Annotated in this window: 19 protein-coding genes; 10 read left to right on the top strand and 9 right to left on the bottom strand. The window is 38.7% G+C overall.

Annotated features, from left to right (window positions below):
* The first annotated feature begins 108 nt into the window (after window positions 1-108).
* The 4 genes from kynU to AC1M9K_RS06485 all read left to right on the top strand — a co-directional run bounded on the left by kynU (window position 109) and on the right by AC1M9K_RS06485 (window position 4,796).
* A complete protein-coding gene (gene kynU / locus AC1M9K_RS06500) occupies window positions 109-1,362 on the top strand; it encodes a kynureninase (protein ID WP_481588822.1) in 1,254 nt (417 codons plus the stop codon).
* Window positions 1,363-1,402: 40 nt separating this feature from the next.
* Window positions 1,403-2,803: an amino acid permease gene (locus AC1M9K_RS06495; protein WP_180028467.1), complete on the top strand. Its 1,401-nt coding sequence runs from the start codon at window positions 1,403-1,405 to the stop codon at window positions 2,801-2,803.
* Between the two features lie 14 nt (window positions 2,804-2,817).
* Complete coding sequence (locus tag AC1M9K_RS06490; RefSeq protein WP_180028498.1) at window positions 2,818-3,570, top strand: alpha/beta hydrolase; 753 nt, start codon at window positions 2,818-2,820, stop codon at window positions 3,568-3,570.
* A gap of 113 nt (window positions 3,571-3,683) precedes the next feature.
* Entirely contained in the window at window positions 3,684-4,796 is a 1,113-nt protein-coding gene (locus tag AC1M9K_RS06485) for a porin (protein WP_228143081.1), read from the top strand.
* A gap of 122 nt (window positions 4,797-4,918) precedes the next feature.
* Here AC1M9K_RS06485 and AC1M9K_RS06480 read toward each other — a convergent pair whose 3' ends face one another.
* The 4 genes from AC1M9K_RS06480 to AC1M9K_RS06465 form a co-directional block, all read right to left on the bottom strand.
* Window positions 4,919-5,323 carry a hypothetical protein gene (locus AC1M9K_RS06480; RefSeq protein WP_481588821.1) on the bottom strand — a complete coding sequence of 135 codons (405 nt, stop codon included), beginning with the start codon at window positions 5,321-5,323 and terminating at the stop codon, window positions 4,919-4,921.
* A gap of 157 nt (window positions 5,324-5,480) precedes the next feature.
* Window positions 5,481-6,056 (bottom strand): single-stranded DNA-binding protein, encoded by a 576-nt coding sequence (gene ssb / locus AC1M9K_RS06475; RefSeq protein ID WP_092766486.1) that lies wholly within the window; start codon window positions 6,054-6,056, stop codon window positions 5,481-5,483.
* 51 nt (window positions 6,057-6,107) lie between these two features.
* Window positions 6,108-7,472, bottom strand: a complete 1,365-nt coding sequence (locus tag AC1M9K_RS06470) for an MFS transporter (protein ID WP_035265762.1) — start codon at window positions 7,470-7,472, stop codon at window positions 6,108-6,110.
* A gap of 173 nt (window positions 7,473-7,645) precedes the next feature.
* Window positions 7,646-8,731 carry a DUF475 domain-containing protein gene (locus tag AC1M9K_RS06465; protein ID WP_481588820.1) on the bottom strand — a complete coding sequence of 362 codons (1,086 nt, stop codon included), beginning with the start codon at window positions 8,729-8,731 and terminating at the stop codon, window positions 7,646-7,648.
* Window positions 8,732-9,048: 317 nt separating this feature from the next.
* Between AC1M9K_RS06465 and tenA the strand changes: the two genes are divergently transcribed.
* From tenA to AC1M9K_RS06440, 5 genes are all read left to right on the top strand, one after another.
* Window positions 9,049-9,723: a thiaminase II gene (gene tenA, locus AC1M9K_RS06460; RefSeq protein WP_035265765.1), complete on the top strand. Its 675-nt coding sequence runs from the start codon at window positions 9,049-9,051 to the stop codon at window positions 9,721-9,723.
* A 172-nt stretch (window positions 9,724-9,895) separates the two neighbouring features.
* The gene (locus AC1M9K_RS06455; protein WP_180028470.1) at window positions 9,896-10,267 is read left to right on the top strand and encodes a hypothetical protein; all 372 of its coding nucleotides are present in this window, start codon (window positions 9,896-9,898) and stop codon (window positions 10,265-10,267) included.
* 255 nt (window positions 10,268-10,522) lie between these two features.
* The gene (gene uvrA, locus AC1M9K_RS06450) at window positions 10,523-13,354 is read left to right on the top strand and encodes an excinuclease ABC subunit UvrA (protein ID WP_481588819.1); all 2,832 of its coding nucleotides are present in this window, start codon (window positions 10,523-10,525) and stop codon (window positions 13,352-13,354) included.
* Between the two features lie 51 nt (window positions 13,355-13,405).
* Window positions 13,406-13,924, top strand: a complete 519-nt coding sequence (locus AC1M9K_RS06445) for a hypothetical protein (RefSeq protein WP_481588818.1) — start codon at window positions 13,406-13,408, stop codon at window positions 13,922-13,924.
* Complete coding sequence (locus AC1M9K_RS06440; RefSeq protein ID WP_481588817.1) at window positions 13,914-14,348, top strand: hypothetical protein; 435 nt, start codon at window positions 13,914-13,916, stop codon at window positions 14,346-14,348. The genes AC1M9K_RS06445 and AC1M9K_RS06440 overlap by 11 nt, the downstream gene beginning before the upstream one ends.
* A gap of 104 nt (window positions 14,349-14,452) precedes the next feature.
* Here AC1M9K_RS06440 and AC1M9K_RS06435 read toward each other — a convergent pair whose 3' ends face one another.
* On the bottom strand, window positions 14,453-16,159 hold the full coding sequence (locus tag AC1M9K_RS06435; RefSeq protein ID WP_481588816.1) for a GGDEF domain-containing protein: 1,707 nt from the start codon (window positions 16,157-16,159) through the stop codon (window positions 14,453-14,455).
* A 487-nt stretch (window positions 16,160-16,646) separates the two neighbouring features.
* The gene (blaOXA, locus tag AC1M9K_RS06430; protein ID WP_481588815.1) at window positions 16,647-17,540 is read right to left on the bottom strand and encodes a class D beta-lactamase; all 894 of its coding nucleotides are present in this window, start codon (window positions 17,538-17,540) and stop codon (window positions 16,647-16,649) included.
* 820 nt (window positions 17,541-18,360) lie between these two features.
* On the opposite strand from blaOXA, the gene omp33-36 reads away from it, so the two are divergent.
* Window positions 18,361-19,296, top strand: coding sequence for a porin Omp33-36 (gene omp33-36 / locus AC1M9K_RS06425; RefSeq protein ID WP_180028475.1), 936 nt, complete (start codon window positions 18,361-18,363; stop codon window positions 19,294-19,296).
* Window positions 19,297-19,359: 63 nt separating this feature from the next.
* On the opposite strand, the gene betT is transcribed toward omp33-36, so the two are convergent.
* The 3 genes from betT to AC1M9K_RS06410 form a co-directional block, all read right to left on the bottom strand.
* Complete coding sequence (betT, locus tag AC1M9K_RS06420; RefSeq protein ID WP_481588814.1) at window positions 19,360-21,330, bottom strand: choline BCCT transporter BetT; 1,971 nt, start codon at window positions 21,328-21,330, stop codon at window positions 19,360-19,362.
* 226 nt (window positions 21,331-21,556) lie between these two features.
* Window positions 21,557-22,246, bottom strand: coding sequence for an ion channel (locus AC1M9K_RS06415; protein ID WP_481588813.1), 690 nt, complete (start codon window positions 22,244-22,246; stop codon window positions 21,557-21,559).
* Window positions 22,247-22,381: 135 nt separating this feature from the next.
* The gene (locus AC1M9K_RS06410) at window positions 22,382-24,088 is read right to left on the bottom strand and encodes a cation acetate symporter (protein ID WP_180028478.1); all 1,707 of its coding nucleotides are present in this window, start codon (window positions 24,086-24,088) and stop codon (window positions 22,382-22,384) included.

The raw sequence follows: 24,088 nt of genomic DNA, 5'->3' as shown, positions 1-24,088 counted from the left end.
TCGAATACTATCCAGTTTTCATGCAATTTCAAGCATAATTATCGGATAAATACTAAAAATTACCGTGATAAAATCGAATGAAATAACACGGACCGAGTCAGGATAAAAATGATTACCTTAGATCAATGCAAAGCATGGGATGCTGAAGACGAACTGAAACATTTAAAAAATGAATTTGCTATACCTGAGAATACTATCTATCTAGATGGAAATTCCCTTGGTGCACGCCCTAAATCTGCTTTAACACGTGCTCAAGAAGTGGTGAGCCAAGAGTGGGGGGAAGATCTCATCAATAGCTGGAACAAAGCGGATTGGTGGGGATTATCGACTCGGTTAGGTGATAAGGTGGCTCAGCTCATTGGGGCAAATCCAGGCGAAACGGTGATCTCTGATTCAACCACACTCAACTTATTTAAAGCACTCTCTGCTGCTGTCAAAATCCAAGCTGAAATCGCTCCTGAACGTAAAGTGATTATTGCGGAAAAGGACGTCTTCCCGACTGACCTCTATATTATTGAAGGTTATATTGACCTTGTTCAAAAAGGCTACCAACTGGTTTTAATCGAACATCCTGATGAATTAGAAACCACTCTGAAAGCCCATCAAACGGCAGTTGTGGTGTTGTCACATATCAATTACCGCTCAGGCTATTTCTATGACATGGAACAAGTCAACCAAACGATTCATCAATATAACGCTTTGGTCATCTGGGATCTATGCCACTCTGCAGGCGCTGTTCCAATCGATTTAAACAAGACCCAAAGTGATTTTGCCGTAAGTTGCACATATAAATACCTTAATGGTGGACCAGGTTCTCCTGCCCTCATCTGGGTAAATGCAAAACACCAAAATAAATTTTGGCAACCTCTTTCAGGATGGTGGGGTCATCAACGTCCTTTCGATATGGCTGATCACTACGAGCCAGCTCAAGGCATTCGTCGTTTTTTATGTGGCACACAAAGTATTTTGTCCATGAGTTTGATCGAATGTGGTTTAGATGTGTTCTTAAAAACTGACATGCAAAAGATCCGAGAAAAATCTCTAAATTTAACAGATCTCTTTATTCAATTGGTTGAACAGGAATGTGCTGAATTTGGTTTTGAGTTAATTACACCAATCGATCATTTACAGCGTGGTAGTCATGTGAGTTATTGCCATGAACACGGTTATGCCATTGTCCAAGCGCTTGTTGCACGTGGTGTGATTGGAGATTACCGAGAGCCAGCCGTGCTCAGATTTGGGGTCACACCTTTGTACCTAAGCCATGAAGACATTTGGCATGCTGTTCAACATCTTAAACAAGTGATGCTGAATGAAGAATGGAAAAATGAAAAATATTCGGTGCGAGGTCAAGTAACTTAATTCAGTTACTCACTTTACATCACCATGGCCAGGAGGGCTTATGAGTAACTTCGATAAAATTCAAACACGCGAAGCAGGATTACATAAAAAATTAACCGCTAAACAAATGGGCATGATTGCAATAGGCGGTGCCATTGGCACCGGTCTATTCATGGGTAGTAAATTTGCCATTAGTTTTGCAGGACCTGCTGTCATTCTAAGCTATGCGATCGGCGGATTAATTGCTTTTGCACTAATGGCTTGCTTGGCAGAAATGACTGTACAACACCCCACTTCAGGCTCGTTTGGTGCTTACGCTGAACATTATATCAACCCACTTTCTGGTTTCTTAGTTCGTTATAGCTACTGGGCATGTATCGTATTGGCTGTAGGCACTGAAATTACCGCCGTGGCTGACTATATGAAACTTTGGTTTCCTCATGTCGGTTCAGGTATTTGGATCGTGTTTTTTTCAACCGTACTTCTCGCAGTAAATGCTTATAGTGTCAAAGCATTTGGCTTAGTTGAATATTGGTTTTCGACGATCAAAGTGTTTGCCATCATTGTGTTTATTCTGTTGGCAATAGGTATTTTGACGCAAGATCCAAATCCTCATCAAGCGCTAACTCACAATCTCACTGCACATGATGGCTTTATGCCAAATGGATTTAAAGGTGTTTGGATTGGTGTCATTATTTCTATTTTTAGTTATCTCAGTATCGAAATGATCGCGGTTGCTGCAGGTGAAGCCAATGATCCTGAAAAAGCAGTTAAATACGCTTTCAAAAGCACTGCGATTCGCTTATTTCTATTTTATTTACTATCGCTGAGTTTAATTGTCACTCTCGTTCCATGGACTCAATTGATAGCACCAGGTGCAACCAGTCCTTTCGTGTCTGTTATGCAAATTGTCGGCATTCCTTTTGCTGATCATATTTTAAACTTCATTGTGATTGTGGCAGCACTGTCCGCAATGAACAGCATGTTATATATCTCAACGCGTATGTTATTCAGTTTGTCACGTTCAGGAGATGCACCGAAACTGTTTGGTAAAATTCGTAAAAATGGGGTGCCCATCAATGCCTTGCTACTTTCGGCAACAGGTATTGCCGTGGCGAGTATTGTATATAGCATTAATCCCGAATCAGCATTTCCAATCATGATTGCACTGTCCATGTTTGGAGCTTTATTTACTTGGGGGGCGATCTTTGCCACACACTACTTCTTTAGAAAGAACTTAGCAAAAAATAATATCCACCTCAAATACAGCATTCCTGGTAGTCGTTATATTTCCTTTATTGGTTTGTTTGCCATTCTTGCAATCACGCTTACCACATGGTTTACGCAAGAATTTAAATCAACTCTCCAGTTTGGCGTGCCTTTTATCGTGATGTTAATCATTTTCTATCAAATGAAGAAATCATCCTTAAAGCATCAATTAACTGAAAATGAACAAGCCTAGTAAAGGAGCTGTAAATCATGCTCTATGACAACTCGCAAACTGTGACGGATGAAAATCAGATCTTATCTGATTTTCAAAAAATGAGCCAAGCGACTTATAAGCAACACCACCATATTGCCGATTTACAGTACGACTTTCAGCGAAGATCTACACTTGATTTTTTCCCCACACCTGTTGCCACCAATACTACTGTTATTTTTATACATGGTGGTTATTGGCAATGGTGTGAAAAAAGGGATTTTGCCTTTGTTGCTGAATTTGTTTTAAAGCAAAATGCTCAATGTGTGTTGGTTGAATATGATTTAGCGCCTCAAAGTAGTTTAAATCTGATTAATCTACAAATTCGCAAAGCGCTCGATTATATCCACAAACAAACTTGGATCAGCCCCAATGTCATTGTGGTTGGACATTCTGCTGGTGCCCATTTGGCTGCTTTAAATTTAGATCATCCCTTGATTTGTTCAGCGGTATTACTCAGTGGGATCTATGACCTAAAACCGATTCAAGAAACGCATTTAAACAAGGCTTTAAATTTATCTGAGCTAGACATTAAAAACTTAAGTCCAGTTGAACATTCTACGCACTTTGCTAAGCCCTGTACGATTGTGTATGGACTCGATGAGTTACCAGAACTGAGATGGCAAAGCCAAAAATATTATCAATTTCGGCAGCAACTAGAGCCTGAATTCACGCATCTCTTGAGTTTTGCAGACACCAACCACTATTCCATTTTGGAACGATATTTTAAATCGATAATGACCACCTAATTTCTACTCAGCTTTAATCAGCTGAATCACCAGCTTAATTCATATCTAGTCACACGGATGTTACTATGTCAAAACCATGCTTTTACAAGCTATTGCTTTCCTGCACCTTTATTTTGTCAAATCTTACATTTGCCGAGATAACACTCATTGATGAACAGCAAATTGTGAGTGAATCCGATCGTTTAAAACTCACCACGTCTGGTAGTATTCGTCTACAAGCCTTAAATTTCGATCATTACGATCAATCTAACGAAAATCAGAAATATCGCAGAGATGGTTATAGCTCAAATAGCCGTATGTATGCCAATGCTGATTATGCATGGAATGAACGTTTGCATTTAATTGCAGGCTATCAAAACTATATCAATCTTCCCAAGATGCTGGATTGGGACGGTCATTACCGTTCCTCTGATGAAAACATCACCACCGAACAGGCGTATATTGGTCTGCGTGATTCAGCATACGGTACCGTTAAATTTGGAAAAATCTATAGTATTTATTACGACATTGTAGGTGCCAAAACTGACCTATGGAATTACTCAACCTTGGCTCAGCCCCAAACGTGGAGCCCTGTCGCTTATACAGATGGTACGCAAGCAGCTCATAAAACTTTACGTTATGAGCTCAAAACGGATAAAGCAAACTTATATGCCAGCTATTTGTTCAAGGATAGTACGACGGTCGCAGATACGGATGTGCAATATCAACGTAAAAATGGTGCCGAATTGGCAGTTGATGTGCATTTAAATAAAAATTTAAGTTGGGCGACCTCATGGAAGTACAACGATGCTAGTCTGAACAATCAACAAGATAAACATGATTTAAAGCAAGAAATTTGGGCAAGTTCATTATTTTATTTTGATGGAAAATGGATGCTTAGCTTTGGCGCTGGTTGGTATAAAAATCTAGTTCCAAATTTTGATGCTTACAGTGAATCGAGCGATTTTCAACTTCAATCATTGCTGAATACTGAGGCTTATGGCGTTGAATTTTATGCGGGACAGCACTTCAAGATTGAAGAATACGGTATCAAATTCATTCAGCCCTATATCATGGGAAATCAACTTGAATATACCAGTGGCTCAGAGTTTAAACGCCGTGATCTCGGTGTTGGTATAGCAGCTAGATTTAACCATGGTTTTGGATTTGATTATGAACGTTTATATACACATGATACGTTCCAAACCCCAGATATGCATTTATTCCGTTTACGTTATGAATGGTAAATTCTAATTTTAGGTTAACTATCCTTCAAAGCCTTGTTATTTAAAAAGGCTTTGAAGGATCACTCATGGATTCGCATCAAATCTCAATAAGTTGTAGCGTTATACAAAGTCTTTAATAAATTTTATTTAATGCATAACATTTCAATTAACTTAATATTTTTAGAAAGTTGCATTGACATGGGTTCAAAATAAATCGTATCGAATGAATTATTATCATCTACGGCTTTACCTTGCGGCGTAAAACGCTGGCTTTTGACATAGGCTCTGGCTTTATTTTGACAATCAATTTGATGAACGGCTTGTATGTAGCCCTTGGGTTTGATGTTTAATGAGGGTACGCCATGTTCATACACATATTTATAGTCAATTTCAAAAATATGCGAGGCTTGATCGAGTGATTTAATGGTCGTTTTATCAATATATGACCAGCCCCCATCATCCCGATCAAACATGGTCCATTGTGGTGATTGTGCTAAGCTCATGCTGCTACACAGCACACAAGTTAATAATATAATCCCGTCTTTCATTCAACTATCCCTAATTCAACTATGAACAAACGTTTTACTATATCACCATAAAAACAAAAAACCCTTTGTTATACAAAGGGTTTTTAACTATTTAATTTTAAATATATTTAAAACGATTACACTTCAAATAAATTAACAAATTAATTAGGTATATGATTCAGAACGGTAAATCATCATCTAAATCAGATGGTGCTGTCGCCATTGGCTTCGGCGCTGGTTGATTTTGTGGCTTTTGGAAGCCTTGGTTAACGTTGTTATTACCATAACCAGCTTGGTTACCATAACCGCTACCTTGATTATTATTGTTATAACCACCTTGGTTGCCATAACCACCGCCTTGGTTGTTATTAAAACGTGGTTGATTATAACCTTCACCACCATTTTCACTTTGCTGACGATTATTAGAATCTAACATCTGCATTTGTTCGCCACGAATTTCAGTCGTGTAACGTTCTTGACCATTTTGGTCTGTCCACTGACGGGTACGTAAAGAGCCCTCAATATAAACTTTTGAACCTTTACGTAAATATTGCTGTGCAATTTCACCTAAACGATTATGTAAGACGATACGGTGCCATTCTGTTTGTTCTTTGCGTTCACCAGAGTTTTTATCTGTCCAAGATTCACTTGTCGCAATTGAAAACTGCGTTAATGAACCACCATTGGGAAATGTTTTTGTCTCAGGATCTTTACCTAAAGTACCAACTAAAATAACTTTATTCACGCCGCGCATGTGCTCTAATCTTCCTATTCGATTCTATGTTTTACTTTATAAGAGTTATGATTAAATGGCTACCTCTTTACCCAACAAGTGCGTTAAATGTTGTCGCGCAGTGTCATCTAGCTGCTGCTTATCAACTTTGACATAGACCACTTGTTGATCAGTCATCACCACGACCTCTTCAATACCACGAATTGCCAGTAACTGAGAAGTCCATTCATCTGTTTCTTGGACTTTGGGCAAACTCAAAATCAGTGATGATAAATAACGTGGCTGCTTTAATCCAAAACTAATCAACAGCCAAAGAATGGCAATTCCTGTCAATACCCCCCAGCCTAGAGCAGTGTTATTTAACATCAGCAATTGCCCACCCAGTATACCGCCAAAAAAAGCACCTAAGAATTGACCACTGGCATTCACACCCATTGCTGTCGCTTTGGATTGGATAGGTGCTGCCTTCGATAACCAAGATGGCAGTAGTGCTTCCATCACATTAAAGGCAATAAAGAAAAGACCTAAACCAAGCAACAAAATGTATTTCGATTCAAATCCAAAAATCATCACGATCAAACCGGCGATGATCCCAGCAATCGCAGTCAGAAAAATACCTCGCATTTTTCGATATTTTTCAGCAAGAATGATACTAGGAAAAGCAAAAAATAAACTGATTACCAATAAGGGAAGATAGATCAAACCATGCTGAGCTAAAGGAATATCTGCAAAGTCAATCAATTGAGAAGGCACATAGATGAACATCGCCGTCAGCAATAAATGCAAAGCAAACACAGAAACATGTAAGCGATTTAAATCGCCCATTTTCAAAACTTGTTTTAGCTGAGTGAGATAACCTTGCTGAAAATTTTTATGATGACGTGTTGTTTTGGGAACAAGAAATAGCATTGCAATGGCAAGTAATCCCATGAGTGTGGTCACCCAGAATAAGCCTGAAATACCCACCACGCTGGTCAACCATGGCCCTAAACTAAATGCAATAACGAAAGAGAGACCAATACTCATCCCCATCATTGCCATCGCCTTCATACGATTTTCTTCACGCGTAACATCTGCCAATAACGCCATGACGACAGCAGAGACAGCTCCACCCCCAGCTATTGCACGCCCTATAATCACACCATAGATTGTGTCTGACATTGCTGCGATTGCACCACCCAAGGCAAACAACAATAAACCCAATACGATCAGCGGCTTTCGGCTATAACGGTCTGCAATCAAACTAAAAGGAATTTGTAGTATTGCCTGAGTCAAACCATACACACCTACGGCCAAACCAATCAAAGCAGGTGTTGCATATTCATAAGCCTGTCCCGCAACAGAAAAGACCGGGACAATCATAAACAGACCTAACATTCGCAATGCAAAAATGCTGCTCAATGCAAATGTGGAACGGCGTTCTAAGGCATTCATCATAAAATTTAGGTAATCGCGTGATTTCTATGTCTACTTTGATTATAGAATATTCGGCTGATGAACAGGCATGAATTTTATTTGAAATAAAGATCAACACCATCTGTTTTCCCTAGGGCAAAAGCCTTAAGCCAAAAAAAGCACAGCTTGTGCTGTGCTTTTTTCGATGTGTTCATCTAGCCTTGTAGCGCTTGACGCTTCTTATATTGAATAGATGCAATCACTGCCCAAACAATAAATGCTACACCAATCAGACCTGTAACCACTTCAGGAACATGTACGCCTGTACCACTCGCAATCATAATGAAAGCCAATGCACCAATTGCATAGTGCGCACCATGTTCTAAATAGATGTAAGCATCTAAAGTGCCTTTCTCAACGAGATAGATGGTAATAGAACGAACAAAGATAGCACCAATCGCAAGACCTAACATAATCACCACAACATCTGAGGTAATCGCAAAAGCACCAATCACACCATCAAAACTAAATGATGCATCCAATACTTCTAAATACAAGAACCCGCCGATACCTGCTTTGACTACGCCTGTTGGCACACCATTACCATCGTGACCAATTGCATTACCATTTTCATCAATTTCAGGCTCACCACCCAGCAAATGGCTCAGTACTTGTACCCCAATATAAATGACGATGCCCCAAATACCCGCCATAGTCACGACTAAGCGTTTAGCTTCATCAACATTAGCAGCCATGATCAGTAAAGCCACTAAAGCAACAAATACAGATAGTGCAGGTACAGATGCCAATTTCGCTAAACGACGCTCAATCCATTTGAACCAATGCGTGTCTTTACCATCATCCAAGAAAAAGTTAAGGAATACCATCAATAAGAATGCACCACCAAATGCTGCAATTTCAGGATGATGATTCATCAGTCGTGCCGAATATTCTTTAGGGTCATTTAATGCCAAATCGACAACTTCCATCATGCCCATATCCGCTGTGACCGCGACGATCACAATTGGGAAGATTAAACGCATACCAAATACTGCAATGAGAATACCCACAGTCAGGAAAAGCATTTTCCAAAAGTGATCCCAATGACGAAGCACTGAAGCATTCACGACAGCATTATCAAAAGAAAGTGAAACTTCCATCACAGCTAAAATTGCAGTGATGGTCAGTACGGTGAACATGGTCTTGAGGCCAGCTTCTGGACCATGGGTATAACCCCAATAGGCAGACAGCGCAAGACACACGATCGTGAATACGATTGAGAAACCAAAATGTTTCCACATAATCTAGCGACCTTATAAAAAATGAGGTGAATCAATAAAAATTTTACAAAACATAAACTTAGAGTTTTTATATGACGATTATTAAACGAAGTCTGTGCTTAGTGATTTGTAAAAATTCTAAAAATTGAATGTCTGATTTCTAGCGCTAAAAGACACTCAATTAAACTGTGCTAATTATGACGAGTTTTCAAAATTTATCCAAAGTTCTTCGTATGATTTTTTTGTTGAAGATGATGTATCGCTCAAGCTAGTTTTGTAACGACAAATTGATATGATCTTAGCTGATACCTAGAGATGATTTTATTCAGGATGGATTTATGCGTTTTTCAGAAGCCGTTTGGCAACGAAACTACGATTTATATCAAAAAACATTAGCACTCCCTTTTAACCAAGAACTGGCGCTTGGAACACTGAATCAAGAAGCTTTTTGCCATTACGTCATTCAGGATGCGCATTATTTGGTTGCCTATGGTCGAGCATTGGCTATTTGTGGTGCTAAAGCATATGACTCCGATGCCATTATTCAATTTACGCAAGGTGCTAATGAAGCAATTGTGGTTGAGCGTGAACTGCACAATGGTTTTATGCACGAATTTGGCATCACTAAAGCTGATTTTGAAAATACACCTTTGACTGCTGCTTGCCATCATTACACCTCATTTCTGACAGCTACTGCATGGTCAGAGAGTTATCCTGTCGTTTTAGCTTCATTACTGCCGTGCTATTGGATTTATGCGGAAGTGGGCAAAGACATTCTTAAACGTAATATTGCAAATAATCCTTATCAAGCGTGGATTGACACTTATGCTGGCGAGCATTTCAACGAAGAAGTACGAAAAGTCATTGAAATTATTGACCGTGTTGCGGCAGAAAGCGATCAACATACCATTGAAAAAATGCATCAAGCTTACACACGGGGAGCTGAACTCGAATATTTATTCTGGGATAGTGCCTATCATCAACGTCAATGGTTAAGCCTAGATCACTCATGATGCTATTACCTGCATAACCAAATTAAAGGTCGGTGATCTAAACTGCATTGCCGACTTTCAGGCTCATTTCGATTTAAATGGATTTAAGACTGGATTTTAAAGCAAACTTCAAGCACAATTATTATTGATAATAATTCTCATTATCATAAATAAAATTTACTTGAGGTTTTCTATGCAACATTCACTGGGAACAGAAGCAATCCGTGCATATTTCACTTTACAATGCTGTTGGTTAAATAATGAAGAAGTTTATTTAGAAAAAGGATGTACACACTGTGGATCTGCTGCCACATATCTCATTTATTTTACCAATCATCATATTCAAAATTTAATGCTCGACTTCATTGCACAATACTCTTGTTCAAGCTCTATACGTTTTGATTTTCTAGATTTACAACATTTCGAAGCCGAATATAACGATTTTCTTCAACACTTAGAAAAAGAAGTAAATTTTTACGCACGTCAACATCATGCTATTGAAAGACATATATGTTTTGAACAGGTGGACTCTATTTTCGAACGTCACTATTCACGTGCTTGCTGATCAATATTCACCCGAAATTCACTTATATTTAACATCCTATGGCTCATCATGACATCAAATTTGCGAATTGATTATGTCTTGTTCATCTATTTAAAATCAGATTACAGGAGCTCTCAAAGCACTTTACATTGGACTTTTGCTGTTCAATGAAATTTTACCGACATAATTTGTCGTGTTTTATTTTTCATTTGTGCTTGAACAAAATTAAATCGCTATCATATATCACCTTCACTCAGCATATTTTCGAGATGTTTTATGAGCCAAAGTCATATCCGTATTCGAGGCGCACGCACCCATAACTTAAAAAATGTGAACCTTGATATTCCACGCGATAAGTTCGTGGTGATTACGGGACTTTCAGGTTCAGGTAAATCTTCACTGGCTTTCGACACCTTATATGCAGAAGGTCAACGTCGCTATGTGGAATCTTTATCTGCCTATGCACGCCAATTCCTGTCACAAATGGAAAAACCTGAAGTCGATTCGATTGAAGGTTTAAGCCCAGCTATTGCCATCGAGCAGAAATCAACCAGTCATAACCCACGTTCAACGGTCGGTACGATTACTGAAATTTATGACTATTTACGTTTGTTGTATGCTCGAGTGGGTACACCCTACTGCCCTGAGCATGACTTACCGATGGTGGCACAAACCGTGTCGGAAATGGTTGATGCGGTTAAAGCACTTGAAGAAGGTACTGCTTTATTGTTACTTGCTCCTGTTGTACGTGAGCGCAAAGGTGAATACACCAATTTATTTGAGCAATTACAAAGCCAAGGTTTCGTCCGTGCACGTGTAGACGGTGAAATTATGGAAATTGATCCACCGCCTGAACTGGATAAGAAGAAAAAACATACCATTGAAGTCGTGGTCGACCGTTTTAAAGTCCGCGATGACCTAGGCAACCGTATTGCAGAAAGTTTTGAAACCGCACTGCGTTTAGGTGGCGATATTGCGATTTTGTCATGGATGAAAGGCGAACAATCTGATCGTGTGTTTTCAGCAAAACACTCTTGTCCTGAATGTGACCGTGCCGTTGCCGAATTAGAACCTCGTCTGTTTTCTTTTAACAACCCATTTGGTGCTTGCCCAGTCTGTGATGGTTTAGGGACACGCAGCCATTTTAGTTCTGACAAACTCATTCCAAACCCTGAAGTCAGCATTAGCCAAGGGGCAATTCGTGGTTGGGATCGTCAGCGTCCATACTATTACAGCATGATTGAAAAAGTCGCTGCACATTTCGACTTTTCTCTTGATACGCCGTGGAATGAACTTGATGCGGAAACCAAAAAGAAATTCCTTTACGGTACAGGCAAAGAAAAAATTGATTTAAGCTATATCGATGAACGTGGTCGCCGTCATAACCGTGTGATGGCTTTCGAAGGGGTTTTACCACATTTAGAACGTCGTTACCGTGAAACTGAATCAAACTATGTACGTGATGATTTAGCTCAGTATTTATCGAATGCTGCATGTGACGCTTGTGGCGGTTCACGTCTCAATGAAATTTCACGTCATGTGCGTGTCAAAGACAAAACCATTGCCGAAATCACCAAAATGTCGATTGGCGATGCCGAAAGCTACTATCAAGATCTCAATCTTGAAGGCGCCAAAGGTGAAATTGCCGATAAGATTTTTAAAGAAATTCGTGAGCGTTTGCACTTCCTTGTATCAGTCGGCTTGAACTATTTAAGTCTATCTCGTTCAGCCGAAACCTTATCAGGGGGTGAAGCACAGCGTATCCGTTTGGCTTCGCAAATTGGTGCAGGTCTTATGGGCGTCATGTACGTGCTGGATGAACCATCAATTGGCTTGCATCAACGTGATAATGACCGTTTGCTTGAGACTTTGGTTCGTTTACGTGATCTCGGTAACACTGTCTTAGTGGTAGAGCATGATGAAGATGCCATTCGCGCAGCCGATCATATTATTGATATTGGTCCTGGTGCAGGTGTGCATGGTGGTCATGTCATTGCCGAGGGGACTTATGATGAATTGGCAGCCAATGAGGATTCTCTGACCGGCAAATACCTTTCAGGTAAGTTAAAAATTGAGGTGCCGAAAACGCGTGTACAACCACCTAAACCTGATGAGCAAATTAAGCTGATGGGTGCATGTGGTCACAACTTAAAGAATGTTGATCTCACCATTCCTTTAGGTGTTATGACCTGTGTGACGGGTGTATCGGGTTCAGGTAAATCGACTTTAATTAACCGTACTTTATTGCCACTTGCTGCAACACAATTGAATGGTGCAACGACGTTAACGGCAGAAAAATTTGATTCGATTGATGGCTTACAATTCCTCGATAAAGTCGTGGATATTGACCAAAGCCCAATTGGACGTACACCGCGCTCAAACCCTGCAACCTATACAGGTTTGTTTACGCCAATTCGTGAACTCTTTGCTCAAACCCCAGAAGCCAAAGCACGTGGGTATGCCGCAGGTCGTTTCTCGTTTAACGTGAAAGGTGGTCGCTGTGAGGCTTGTGAAGGCGACGGTATGATTAAAGTGGCGATGCATTTCTTACCGGATATGTATGTGCCATGCGATGCCTGCCACGGCAAGCGTTATAACCGTGAAACCTTGGAAGTCGGCTATAAAGGCAAAAACATTTCTGACGTACTCGAGATGACCGTTGAAGATGCAATGCATTTCTTTGATGCGATTCCTGTCATTCACCGTCGCTTAGAAACATTAAATCAGGTTGGTTTGGGCTATATTCGTTTAGGTCAATCTGCAACTACCCTTTCAGGTGGTGAAGCGCAACGTGTGAAATTGGCGCGTGAACTTGCGAAACGTGATACGGGTAAAACCTTATATGTGCTTGATGAACCTACTACAGGTTTGCATTTCCACGATATTGCGAAGTTACTCGATATTCTTCATGAGCTACGCAATAAAGGTAATACCATTGTGGTGATTGAGCATAATTTAGATGTCATTAAAACTGCCGACTGGATTGTGGACTTAGGGCCTGAAGGCGGTGCAGGTGGCGGTATGATTATTGCGGAAGGTACGCCTGAAGAAGTAGCAAGAAATAAGGTTTCACATACTGCAAGGTTCTTAAAGCCGATGTTGAAATAATGCATGAATTCAGATACAAAGAAATAAAATAATTTTTTCTTTGTATCTGATATGCCAGATAATTTTTTTAATTGGATTACTGTTGTTGGTGTAATTGCCACATGTATTGGTACTATTGTAGCTATTGTACAAGCAAAAAAAGCTTCAAAAGCTTCAAAAGCTTCCGAAGTGTCTGCAAACCAATCAGAACAATATGCAGAAGCTTCTAAAAAATCGGCTGACAGTGCAAGAAAAATTTTGAAGGATACTATTAACAGAAGGGAACTAGATCGCCATTCTCAAAAATTAAGAGAAATTCGGGATGTATTATCTAGATATACACGTAATTATAACCCTAGAGGATCGAAGTTAGATAAGGATATAGATGCATTGAATCGATTACTTAATGAATTTTCAGGCGAAACTATTTTCACAACTTATCAAAAACAAATCGATTTAATCCTATCATCTGTGCATCGACTAGATTTAAAAAAAGATCCAATAAGCATTGAAATCGATATTCGTGGGGTTGTTACTAAGACAAATCAGCTTTTACGCAATATAGATGGAGCCATAAAAGATGGTGAGTAACGAAGATATTTTAAAAGCCCTATATGAGAATAGAAAACTTAATATCACTCTCAATTTTAGAGTTCATGGTGAAAAATTAGGTTTTTCTCCATCATATATATACGCTATTGCGAATGATATATTCCCATTTTTCCAAAATGAAATTACAAATGATCCATTTGTGCATTGCTATTCAATAAGCTCTCAACAAATTAGTGAAGTCGTAAACTTTATTGATGACGAATGGCTTAAAGATAATTTATATGATTTCTATACTTTAGAAGATAAATTTGGCGGCAAAGATAATAGAGCAAACTTAATTAGAATTCTTAGATATACTTACTTAGATAACAGATTTGATGACAAACTTTGGGAAAAATTAGTCTCATGGGCTCCTGTAGAAGCAAACTCTTTGAATAGACCTCTAGATGATTGGGAAATATAAACTCTTACCAGTAATTATTACGTTGCTACGAAATAATCAAGATCAAAACTAGAATCACAATACAAAGAAGGCGACATCACAGTCGCCTTTTCATCTAAATATCATTAGTTCGAAACTGTATTACGCCCCTGTGCTTTCGCTCTAAATAATGCTTGGTCTGCCTTAGCAAATAATGCTTTCCAAGAATCAGCACCTACCGCAACCCCCACACTGATCGAAACCGTAAATGATTGACCTTGCTCATCTGTAAATTGTAAATCACCAATACCCTTACGCATCTTTTCTGCAGCACGTAACCCATGTTCAAGGTCTAAATTTTCAATCAACACCAAAAATTCATCACCACCAAAGCGTACGACCAAATCCGTAGAACGAACATTATGACTTAAACAATTTGCCACCTGCTGAATGACTTGATCCCCTGCCACATGACCATATTGATCATTAACCTGTTTAAAATAATCAATATCTACAATCATCAAACACGTTTGCGTAAACTTATTGGGCTGAGCTTCCATAAGTTTGGTATAGGCTTCTAAAGCAAAACGATTTGAAACACCTGTTAATTTATCAGTATTGGCAATATTCTTTAATTCAAATTCAAACTCATCACGTTGATGCAACATTTTCTGAAGTTTTTGCATCGCTTCATGTAATGAATGTACTTGCTTCTGCTGATCTTCTATAAAATGACTATCGACCAAAGCATTGGCATACGACAATTCAACTAATTTATCTCTCACCATAATAAGCGGCGAAATAACTTTACGTTGAACATAGATCATCGTAAATAAAGCAGCCAATAGTGAAATTAAAGAGACAATCAATGTGAGTATAAAGTTGAGTTGATTCGCGTCTTTTTCTGACTTTGCGATTTCAACGCTCTTATTGAGCAAATAGTCTTGTAAATCGATAACTGTTAAGAATTTACCAGATACAGCTACACTTAATTCAGTCCCTGATAAAAAATAAGGTTGTCCCTTTCGGCTTTCATCAATTAATCGCATGATGATAGGTAAACCCTGATCAATAAACTGAGTTTTCACTTCTTTGTGTAAGCGAGCGAATTCAGCTGTACGATGGCGTTCGGGTTGGATGGTATTCACTAAATCCCACAAATAGCGAACTTGTTTTTGCGTTTGTAATGCACGTGCAATATTGTCACTTGGTAACGGCTGCTGAAATGTCACATGTGCAGTTACATTTGAAGCAACACGTCCAGCCTGATCTCGCAAATCAGCCAACACCAAAATCATGGTGTAATAATGCCCCATCGAACTATCTTTACTTTTAGACTGCATTACCAGTTTCTTCAGTAAATCATGACTGCTATCCCACGCATTAAACATTGTAAGAATAGCTTGATCTAAAGCTTCAGGCGTACGCTCTGCAAATGGCAACGAAATATAGTGATCGACTTGTTTACGACCTTCCGCTAATTTTGGATTTAGGTATTGAGCGACGTACTCTTCTAACCCATCATATCCAGACTGATCTAATCGATGAATCGAGACCTTAATTTGTTCATCTACTCCCGCGCGATACTCAATAAGCGCTTGTTTATTTTTTTCAAACTCTTCTTGTGAACTCGACATTGCCATGTTCGCAGGGCCACGCTCGCGTGAAATACGATTCGCTAGAGCAGCAACGGCACGAAGATTTTCTATTTCAATCAATGCTGTTTGTGATTTCTGATATTCGCGATAATGGCTAATGACCAATGGGATTGAAATACAAAGGATAGATAAGACGATAATCATCACGAACACAAATAGGCGGCGACCAATTTGCTCGGAATGTGATTTTAACATCCAAACTACCTCTAAAATAAAAGACCGTATAAAGCGGTGAGATTTATAAAATTTCTTTGAACTTAATTATATTTTACAATATAACCATGCTTAAAAAGCACTTAAAGCACAAGTTTTTATTTAAGAAACAATGTGATAAATATCACACTATTGTAATGCCGTAAATTTTTTTTGTTCAATATTTAAATTATTTTTCCACCAATATACAAATGACATATTTGGCAGTATTTACTTTTTTTGAATTAAAATCAGATGATTATTTTGATCACTTAATCAGCATCGAAAAAATAGATCATGCGCATAATTTTTAATCATTATACAAACCTCATCCTTTAAACCATAATGCTTACATTGCAAAGACACTGATTCATATCAGATTTGCTTAATGAATTTTGTTCTACCCTCGGATGTTTCTCCCACATACAGAACATCCTTTTTCAGCCCAGCCATCCCAATCGGCTGGGTTTTTTTATCTTTTATATGACTTTTAACGTAAATAATGAAATAAACCAAGTCGATCTAAAATATCTAAAGTGATTTCCTTCCGTTGCTGAATTTTATCACCATTTTTCATTTCTAAATTTAATGCAAAGGCAGTGACTTGACCGCTGGCTTGTTCTACAAAACCCACATACCAGCCCACCTGAGGCTCAATATCCATTCCCCAACCACTTTTGGCATATAGCTTATTCGCACCACGTGATTCGACATACATCATGTCTCTTACATCTTGTTGTACATCTCTACGAAACGGCAATGACAACTGTGCCAATCTATAAACAAATTTAACTTGTTGATCAGGTGTAATCTCTAGAGGACCTTTTAACCAAAACTGATCTATCTCATCCCCGACTTTTGCATTTCCATACTGAATTCGAATTAATTCCTGTTGCATCAATGTTGGTCCAATACGGTGTGCTAAGGCTTGATACACAGGTACAACAGATGATTGTAAGGCCTCACCAAGCGTAAAATCACGTTGCCAACTATCAAATGAACGCTTATTTCCATCCCATTTAAACACTTCATACCGAGTTGATTTTTGATGTTCTAATCCAATCAAAGCATTCACTATTTTAAAAGTGGATGCAGGGATAAAGTTTTCTTTTGCTCTTGTTCGATCAGAACCGTAAGTTTTAACGTGTTTGCCATCATAGGTGAGAAATACACCTTGAATATTTTGCTGATTAAATAGGGTCTCAATATGATGCTGATTCTTTGATTCACTGCTATTCAGCATTGAATCGTCTTTTAAATCGTATGCTTTTGTTCTCGGATTAATATGATCTAAGGCCTGGCAGGCAGATAAAAAAACAGACGTTAAAACAAGTGCAACAACGTAGATTCCTTTCAATTCAATGTTCCAATTTGACCAATGCATTTAATTCAATTTTGACAGATTATTTCCAATTTTTTTGTCTATTTTTAACACTTTTTTTAAAAATAATATTTACATGTGCAATATGCTGGTGCATAATGCCCCACATTAGGGCGAGATAGAAATATACCTCAGCAGAATTTCTGTATTTCCCTCAAGTTTTGGCGAAAAAACCTAGTTTTCTATGAAAACTAGGTTTTTTTTTGCTCAATATTGATAAAGAATACACCCAATTATGCACTATAATAGTGCAATAAATATAAGTTAAAAAAAACCCAGCCTTGGGGAAAGCTGGGTATATAAGAGAAATAACCACTATAATATTTAGTAAATCTAAAAGGTAAAACTCAATTTATTTAAATATAAAAAAAAACTTAGTTAACGAGCATGTAATTATGTGAAAATTAACTTAAATTGCAAACATCGTAACCCTTTGAAATTCCGGATCGACCTAACACTTTACAACCAAGTAGGTGAAAAAAGTCACATTATTTATTTTCAAATGAGTTAAAATTAAACGAAAATCTTAAATTTCATGTAAATTAACATTTTCTTTATACGTTTTATCCGATTCTAATAATCTTTTTTTTGTATAATTTCGATGCAATTTTTTTAGCTTAATCGACCTTGAAAATCTCCTTATCACATTGTTATTTTTGAATAAAATGTTCAAAAATTCATGTTCTTAATCTTCTTGTATAAAGACATAACACACAAAATAAATTTAGACCAGCAGGCTATTACCTTAAAGATCATTGACTTAATACATTGTTACAATACAATATTTACTGCATATTCATTCGACATTTATTTGGTAACTATTATGAAAAAAATTAGTTTAGCCACTGCTTTATTAGTAGCAATGACTGGGGCACACGCATATCAAGTTGAAGTACAAGGCGCTGCTGAATACTTTGATGACTCATTGAACAATGATAACTATACTGGTTCTGTTCAAGGTACTTACTACTTCAAGAATGTAGACTCAACTAAAGGTCCTTTAGCTGAAGCGGCTTTCTTAAATCAAGCATCTAATGTTTCTGTTGCTTATAACTTCGGTGAATATTCTGCTGATATTAAAGCTGCTAATCAGAAAGTTGAAGCTCAGCAACATAACTATGGTGCAAAAGCTGAAGCTTATATCCCAACTAAACTTATTCCTTTATATGCAAGCGCGTCATATAGCCACTCAAAAACTGATGCTAAAAATGACTTCACTGCAAACAACCCATTAAACCACCCACAAGTTGCTAAATTAGCAGATGGTAACGGCGATCGTTATGCTTTAGAACTTGGTGCAATGTTACTTCCAAACTTCTTAGTTGCTGTAGGTTATACAAGCGTTGCTGATCAATACTCTTTTGATGTCTTTAAAGCAATCAACAACGGCAGCGTATTCTCAGCACTTGAAACAGGTACTATTGCTGAAGATCAAGATGCGATCACAGCTCGTACTAAATATGTAGGCGGCATCACTGATACAAATATGTCTGTTGGCTTTGAAGCTGGTTTAGTATACGGTGAAGATACACTTTACCAATTAAAATCTGACCTTTACTTCAATCCACAGTTAAGCGCAGGCGTTTCTTATACTGAATCAAGCTTTAATGACACTCCAAGCTCAGCTATCGGTGCTAACGTAAACTACTTCATCACTCCAGCTGTAGCTGTTGGTGCAAGTTATGTAAATGCTAACGCTGAAAATGGTTCTAGCCGTGATACTGAAACTGTTGGCTTAAATGCTAAATTCCGTTTCTAATAAATTATTAGATACAGAATCAAAAAAGGACGCATAATGCGTCCTTTTTTTATCAGTCACTAGTTACTCAGGGCTACGAATTACACTTAAGAAATGTAAATGTCTTTCATATTGATCAATGACATCTTGAATTAAGTCTTCTTGTGTCCAGTCCATCACATCATAGGCCTGTCCACCCTCTCTTAAAAAGACTTCTGCTTGATAATAGTCCTGCTCAGTCACCATTGTGTCTGGCATAAAGCTTGGTGGCGTTGTTCTTTGTGACATCACTTGATATACAAAATTCAACTCGTCATGATGATCTACCCTCAACTCTACCCCTTCACCCAATCGATTTACACTAACCTTAAACTGTCTTCTCTTGAACTCTTTCTGCACTTGCTCTAATGCTTGAGATACTTGAGATTCAATAAATACATCAACCTCTTCCTTAGAATGAGGATAGTGCATAATCAATCCTAAGCGTTTTTGCCAACTCCGTGGTTGATGAATTGCTCGAGGTGTAATTCTCGCCTCTTGCAGAGCATTCATTTTAATTAAATCTACTTTTAAGGCTTTGAGTAATCCCCAACAAATAAAAAGCATAATGACGGAGAATGGCAACGCACTCATGATGGTCGCAGATTGTAAAGCACCAAGCCCACCGACCAATAATAATACAATTGCCAATACCGCCATAAGCACCGTCCAAAAGAGTCGTTGCCATGTCGGTGAACCTTCACCTTTAGCCGTCAAATAGTCTGTAACTAATGCACCTGAATCCGCTGAAGTGACAAAGAATAAAATAACCAGCGATGTTGCTACTACACTCATGATTGAAGCGAGTGGTAAGCTATTTAAAAATTCGAATAATGCAACCGAAGAATCCTTCTGTACTGCTAGCATCAGTGCTTCATTGCCTTCTTGCATAATACTGGAGAGCGCAGCATTCCCCATAAAGCCCATCCAAATGAGTGTGAATCCAGTAGGAATCAACATAACCCCAACAATAAACTCTCGAATGGTTCTTCCATGTGACACACGTGCGATAAACATCCCGACAAATGGTGACCATGAGATCCACCATGCCCAATACATAATCGTCCAACCACCAATCCAACCATTGGGTTGATAAGCATATAAATTAAATGTCATGGTAAAGAGATTAGAAACATACTGACCCATGTTCTGAATTGTGGTTTGCAAAAGATAAATGGTAGAACTCGCGAAGAATACAAAGAGCAATAAACTTATTGCCAATACCAAATTCAACTCAGACAACCGTTTAATTCCTTTTTCTAAACCTAGAAAAACGGACAGTGATGCCAATGAACTGACGATAATGATCAGTATCACTTGAGTACTTGCTGATTGAGGAATATCAAATAAATAATTCAAGCCTGAGTTAATTTGCGTTACACCAAAACCCAACGTTGTCGCCACACCAAATACTGTTCCAATCGTGGCAAATGTGTCTACTGCATCCCCCATGGGACCATGAATTTTTTTTCCAATGATCGGATAAAGCGCGGAACGTACTTTTAAAGGTAATTGATGTCGATAAGCAAAATAGGCCAAGGACAATCCAATCAATGCATAGATTCCCCATGCATGAAGTCCCCAGTGGAAGAAAGTCACTCGCATCGCTTGCTGCGCTGCCATAACCGTTTCTCCATCACCGACTGGCGGAGAGACATAATGCATTACAGGTTCTGCTACCCCAAAAAACATCAAGCCAATCCCCATACCTGCGGTAAAGAGCATTGCAAACCAAGAGCTATTACTGTAACTCGGTTGGCTATGATCTGGACCGAGCCTGATTTTGCCGTAGTCAGAAATTGCGATATAAGCCAGCACGATCAGAAATATGGCAACTGCTAAAACATAAAACCAACTAAAAGAATCCGTAATCCATTGGTTCAGTTGCTGAGTAACTAATTCAAAACCATGAGGAGATAACACCACAGTGGCCAAAAATACAAAAATAATGAGTACCGTGCTGATAAAAACACGTGGATTCACATTTGAATACCATGAAGGATGCTGAGAAGACATAATTCCCCTATATATTTATTTTTCGGTGAAACGCTTCAAACTGGATAAAACGCTATATGAAATGAGATCATTTATCCTCAACCTCATACAAAGCCGAGTTAGTTTCATCAAAGACGGCATAGAAAAATCGGCTCAATATAGAGCATCGGAGACTGTTTTTTGATCTAAGTACTTATTATTCATGATTTTGCAGATGAATGCCGTTAGCAAGATGTAACGTTCTGTTTTAATCATCCTGATGCTTTGGCAAATGAGCAATGTATTGCAATGCAATTAAACGCGAAACAATCAAAGCCAGATACATGACTCCACTAAACATTTGAATCATGGCAATCAGTCTCGCTAGCGGACTCAAGGGCATAATATCTGAAAGACCTGTTGCCGACTGAATACTAAAACTAAGAAACAACAAATCTAACCAACTATGTTGAACAGATTGTTCAGGCGTTATGCTAAAACTCAGTGGGTCATATAGCTGGCAGATGCTATATAAAAATGCGAAACTCCATGCAATTAAAGTAAAAACAGCTGCTGCCGCAAATAATTCATCTTTGGTCAAATAGCGGTCTTCGAACATATATCGAACCAAACCATAAGCCGCTGTCGTATACGCGATAACTTCAAATACATGCGCTGTAATTTGAATATAGGCTTGATGATATCCAATCAGAATCAAGAAAGAAAAAATGAGAGCTCCTAATACCCCAAATAAACCTACAGCACTAAAAATTGGGGTCATTTTGATGACTTTAGCAATAATGAGAAGGACTAAAGCACCGAGAATCCAAGTCATGGAGCGATAAGCCAAATCATGACTTGATACCACTGCGAGGAATAAAATCAGCAGCTGTAAAATCAGTAGACAAGCGGATGGTAAACGTACGAGATCACGTATCGCGCGGCATATTAAACTCATCTAAACTCCAACTATTTTTATTGTTTTGTTTGAATGAAAGCATAGCGGACAGTTGATAGATTGTATGTCATTTAAAATAGAAATTTGGTAAAGAAAAAGCCCCTTAAAGGGGCTTTTTATCATGATCAGTATGGTTTAGTGGTCTGACGCACCAGAAATACCAATACCTGTTTGTGAACGTACAAACTGTGCATCAAATGCTTTACGTTCTGCTTGCGCTTGTGCAGAATTGTCTGTCACAGAGAACAACCAGCAGAAGAAGAATGCTAAAGGCATCGCAAATAATGCAGGACCGTTATATGGATTAATTGGTGTATCAGAAATACCAAGCGTATCTACCCAAACTGCTTTAGAAAGTACGATGAGTACAACCGCTAAAACTAATCCAACAACACCACCGGCAACTGCACCACGCGTTGTTAAACCTTTCCAGAACATTGAAAGTACAAGCACTGGGAAGTTTGCACATGCAGCAACAGAGAATGCTAAACCTACCATGAAGGCAACGTTTTGTTTCTCGAACAAGATACCCAAGATCATCGCAAAGATCGCAAGACCTAAAGTCGCGATTTTAGACATACGAAGTTCAGATTCAGGTGTAGTTTGTCCTTTTTTCAATACGTTCGCATATAAGTCATGTGAAATTGCTGAAGCACCTGACAACGTTAAACCTGCAACAACTGCGAGAATCGTGGCAAATGCAACCGCTGAAATGAAGCCCATGAACAAGTCACCGCCTAAAGCATCAGACAAGTGAACCGCAGCCATGTTATTACCACCAACAAGCTCTAGCTTGCCAGTTACTGCCATTTTCGCAATATCAAGGAATTGTGGGTTGTTCGATACATAGAGAATCGCACCGAAACCAATGATGAAAGTTAAAAGATAGAAGTAACCGATAAAGCCTGTTGCAACAACAACTGATTTACGTGCTTCTTTCGCATCTTTTACTGTGAAGAAACGCATGAGGATATGTGGTAAACCAGCTGTACCAAACATCAATGCTAAACCAAGAGAAATCGCATCAATTGGGTTTGATGCCAGACTACCTGGTCCCATGATTTTGGTTGCATCATCTAAGGTTAAATCATGTACTTTAGAGAAGACTTGAATCGATTGCTCGAACATATTGGTGAAGCTAAAGCCAACGCCTTTCATCACCATAAATGCCATGAAGGTAGCACCTGACAACAACATCACTGCCTTAATGATTTGCACCCATGTTGTCGCTAACATACCGCCAAACATAACGTATGCCATCATAAGCAGACCGACGATGACGACAGCAATGTTATAGTTCAAGCCAAACAGAAGCTTGATCAACTGACCAGCGCCGACCATTTGGGCAATCAAGTAGAATGCAACAACAACAAGAGAGCTTAACGCTGCCAGTGTGCGTACAGGTTTTTCTTGTAAACGGAATGATACAACGTCAGATAAATTGTATTTACCCAAGTTACGCAAACGCTCTGCTATCAAGAAAAGTACGATAGGCCAACCTACCATGAAACCAAGTGAATAGAGTAAGCCATCGAAACCTGACAGGAAAACCATCGCAGAAATACCAAGGAACGATGCTGCGGACATATAGTCACCAGCAATGGCTAAACCATTTTGGAAACCAGAAATTCCACCGCCTGCGGTATAGAAATCTTTGGTGTTTGTGGTTTGTTTAGCTGCCCATTTGGTAATCCCCAGCGTTGCACCGACGAAAATCAAGAACATGATAATCGCAGGCCAATTTGTTGCTTGTTGTTCTGCTGCACCTAAATCAGGACCTGCGAATGCCAATCCAGATAACATTGCAGTCCCTGCAAATGTGAGTAAAGAATTCCATTTCAT

The organism is Acinetobacter sp. 24-47-67, assembly GCF_056779735.1.
Note: the sequence above shows the minus strand (reverse complement) of the source record. Positions and strands in the feature narration are given on the sequence as shown.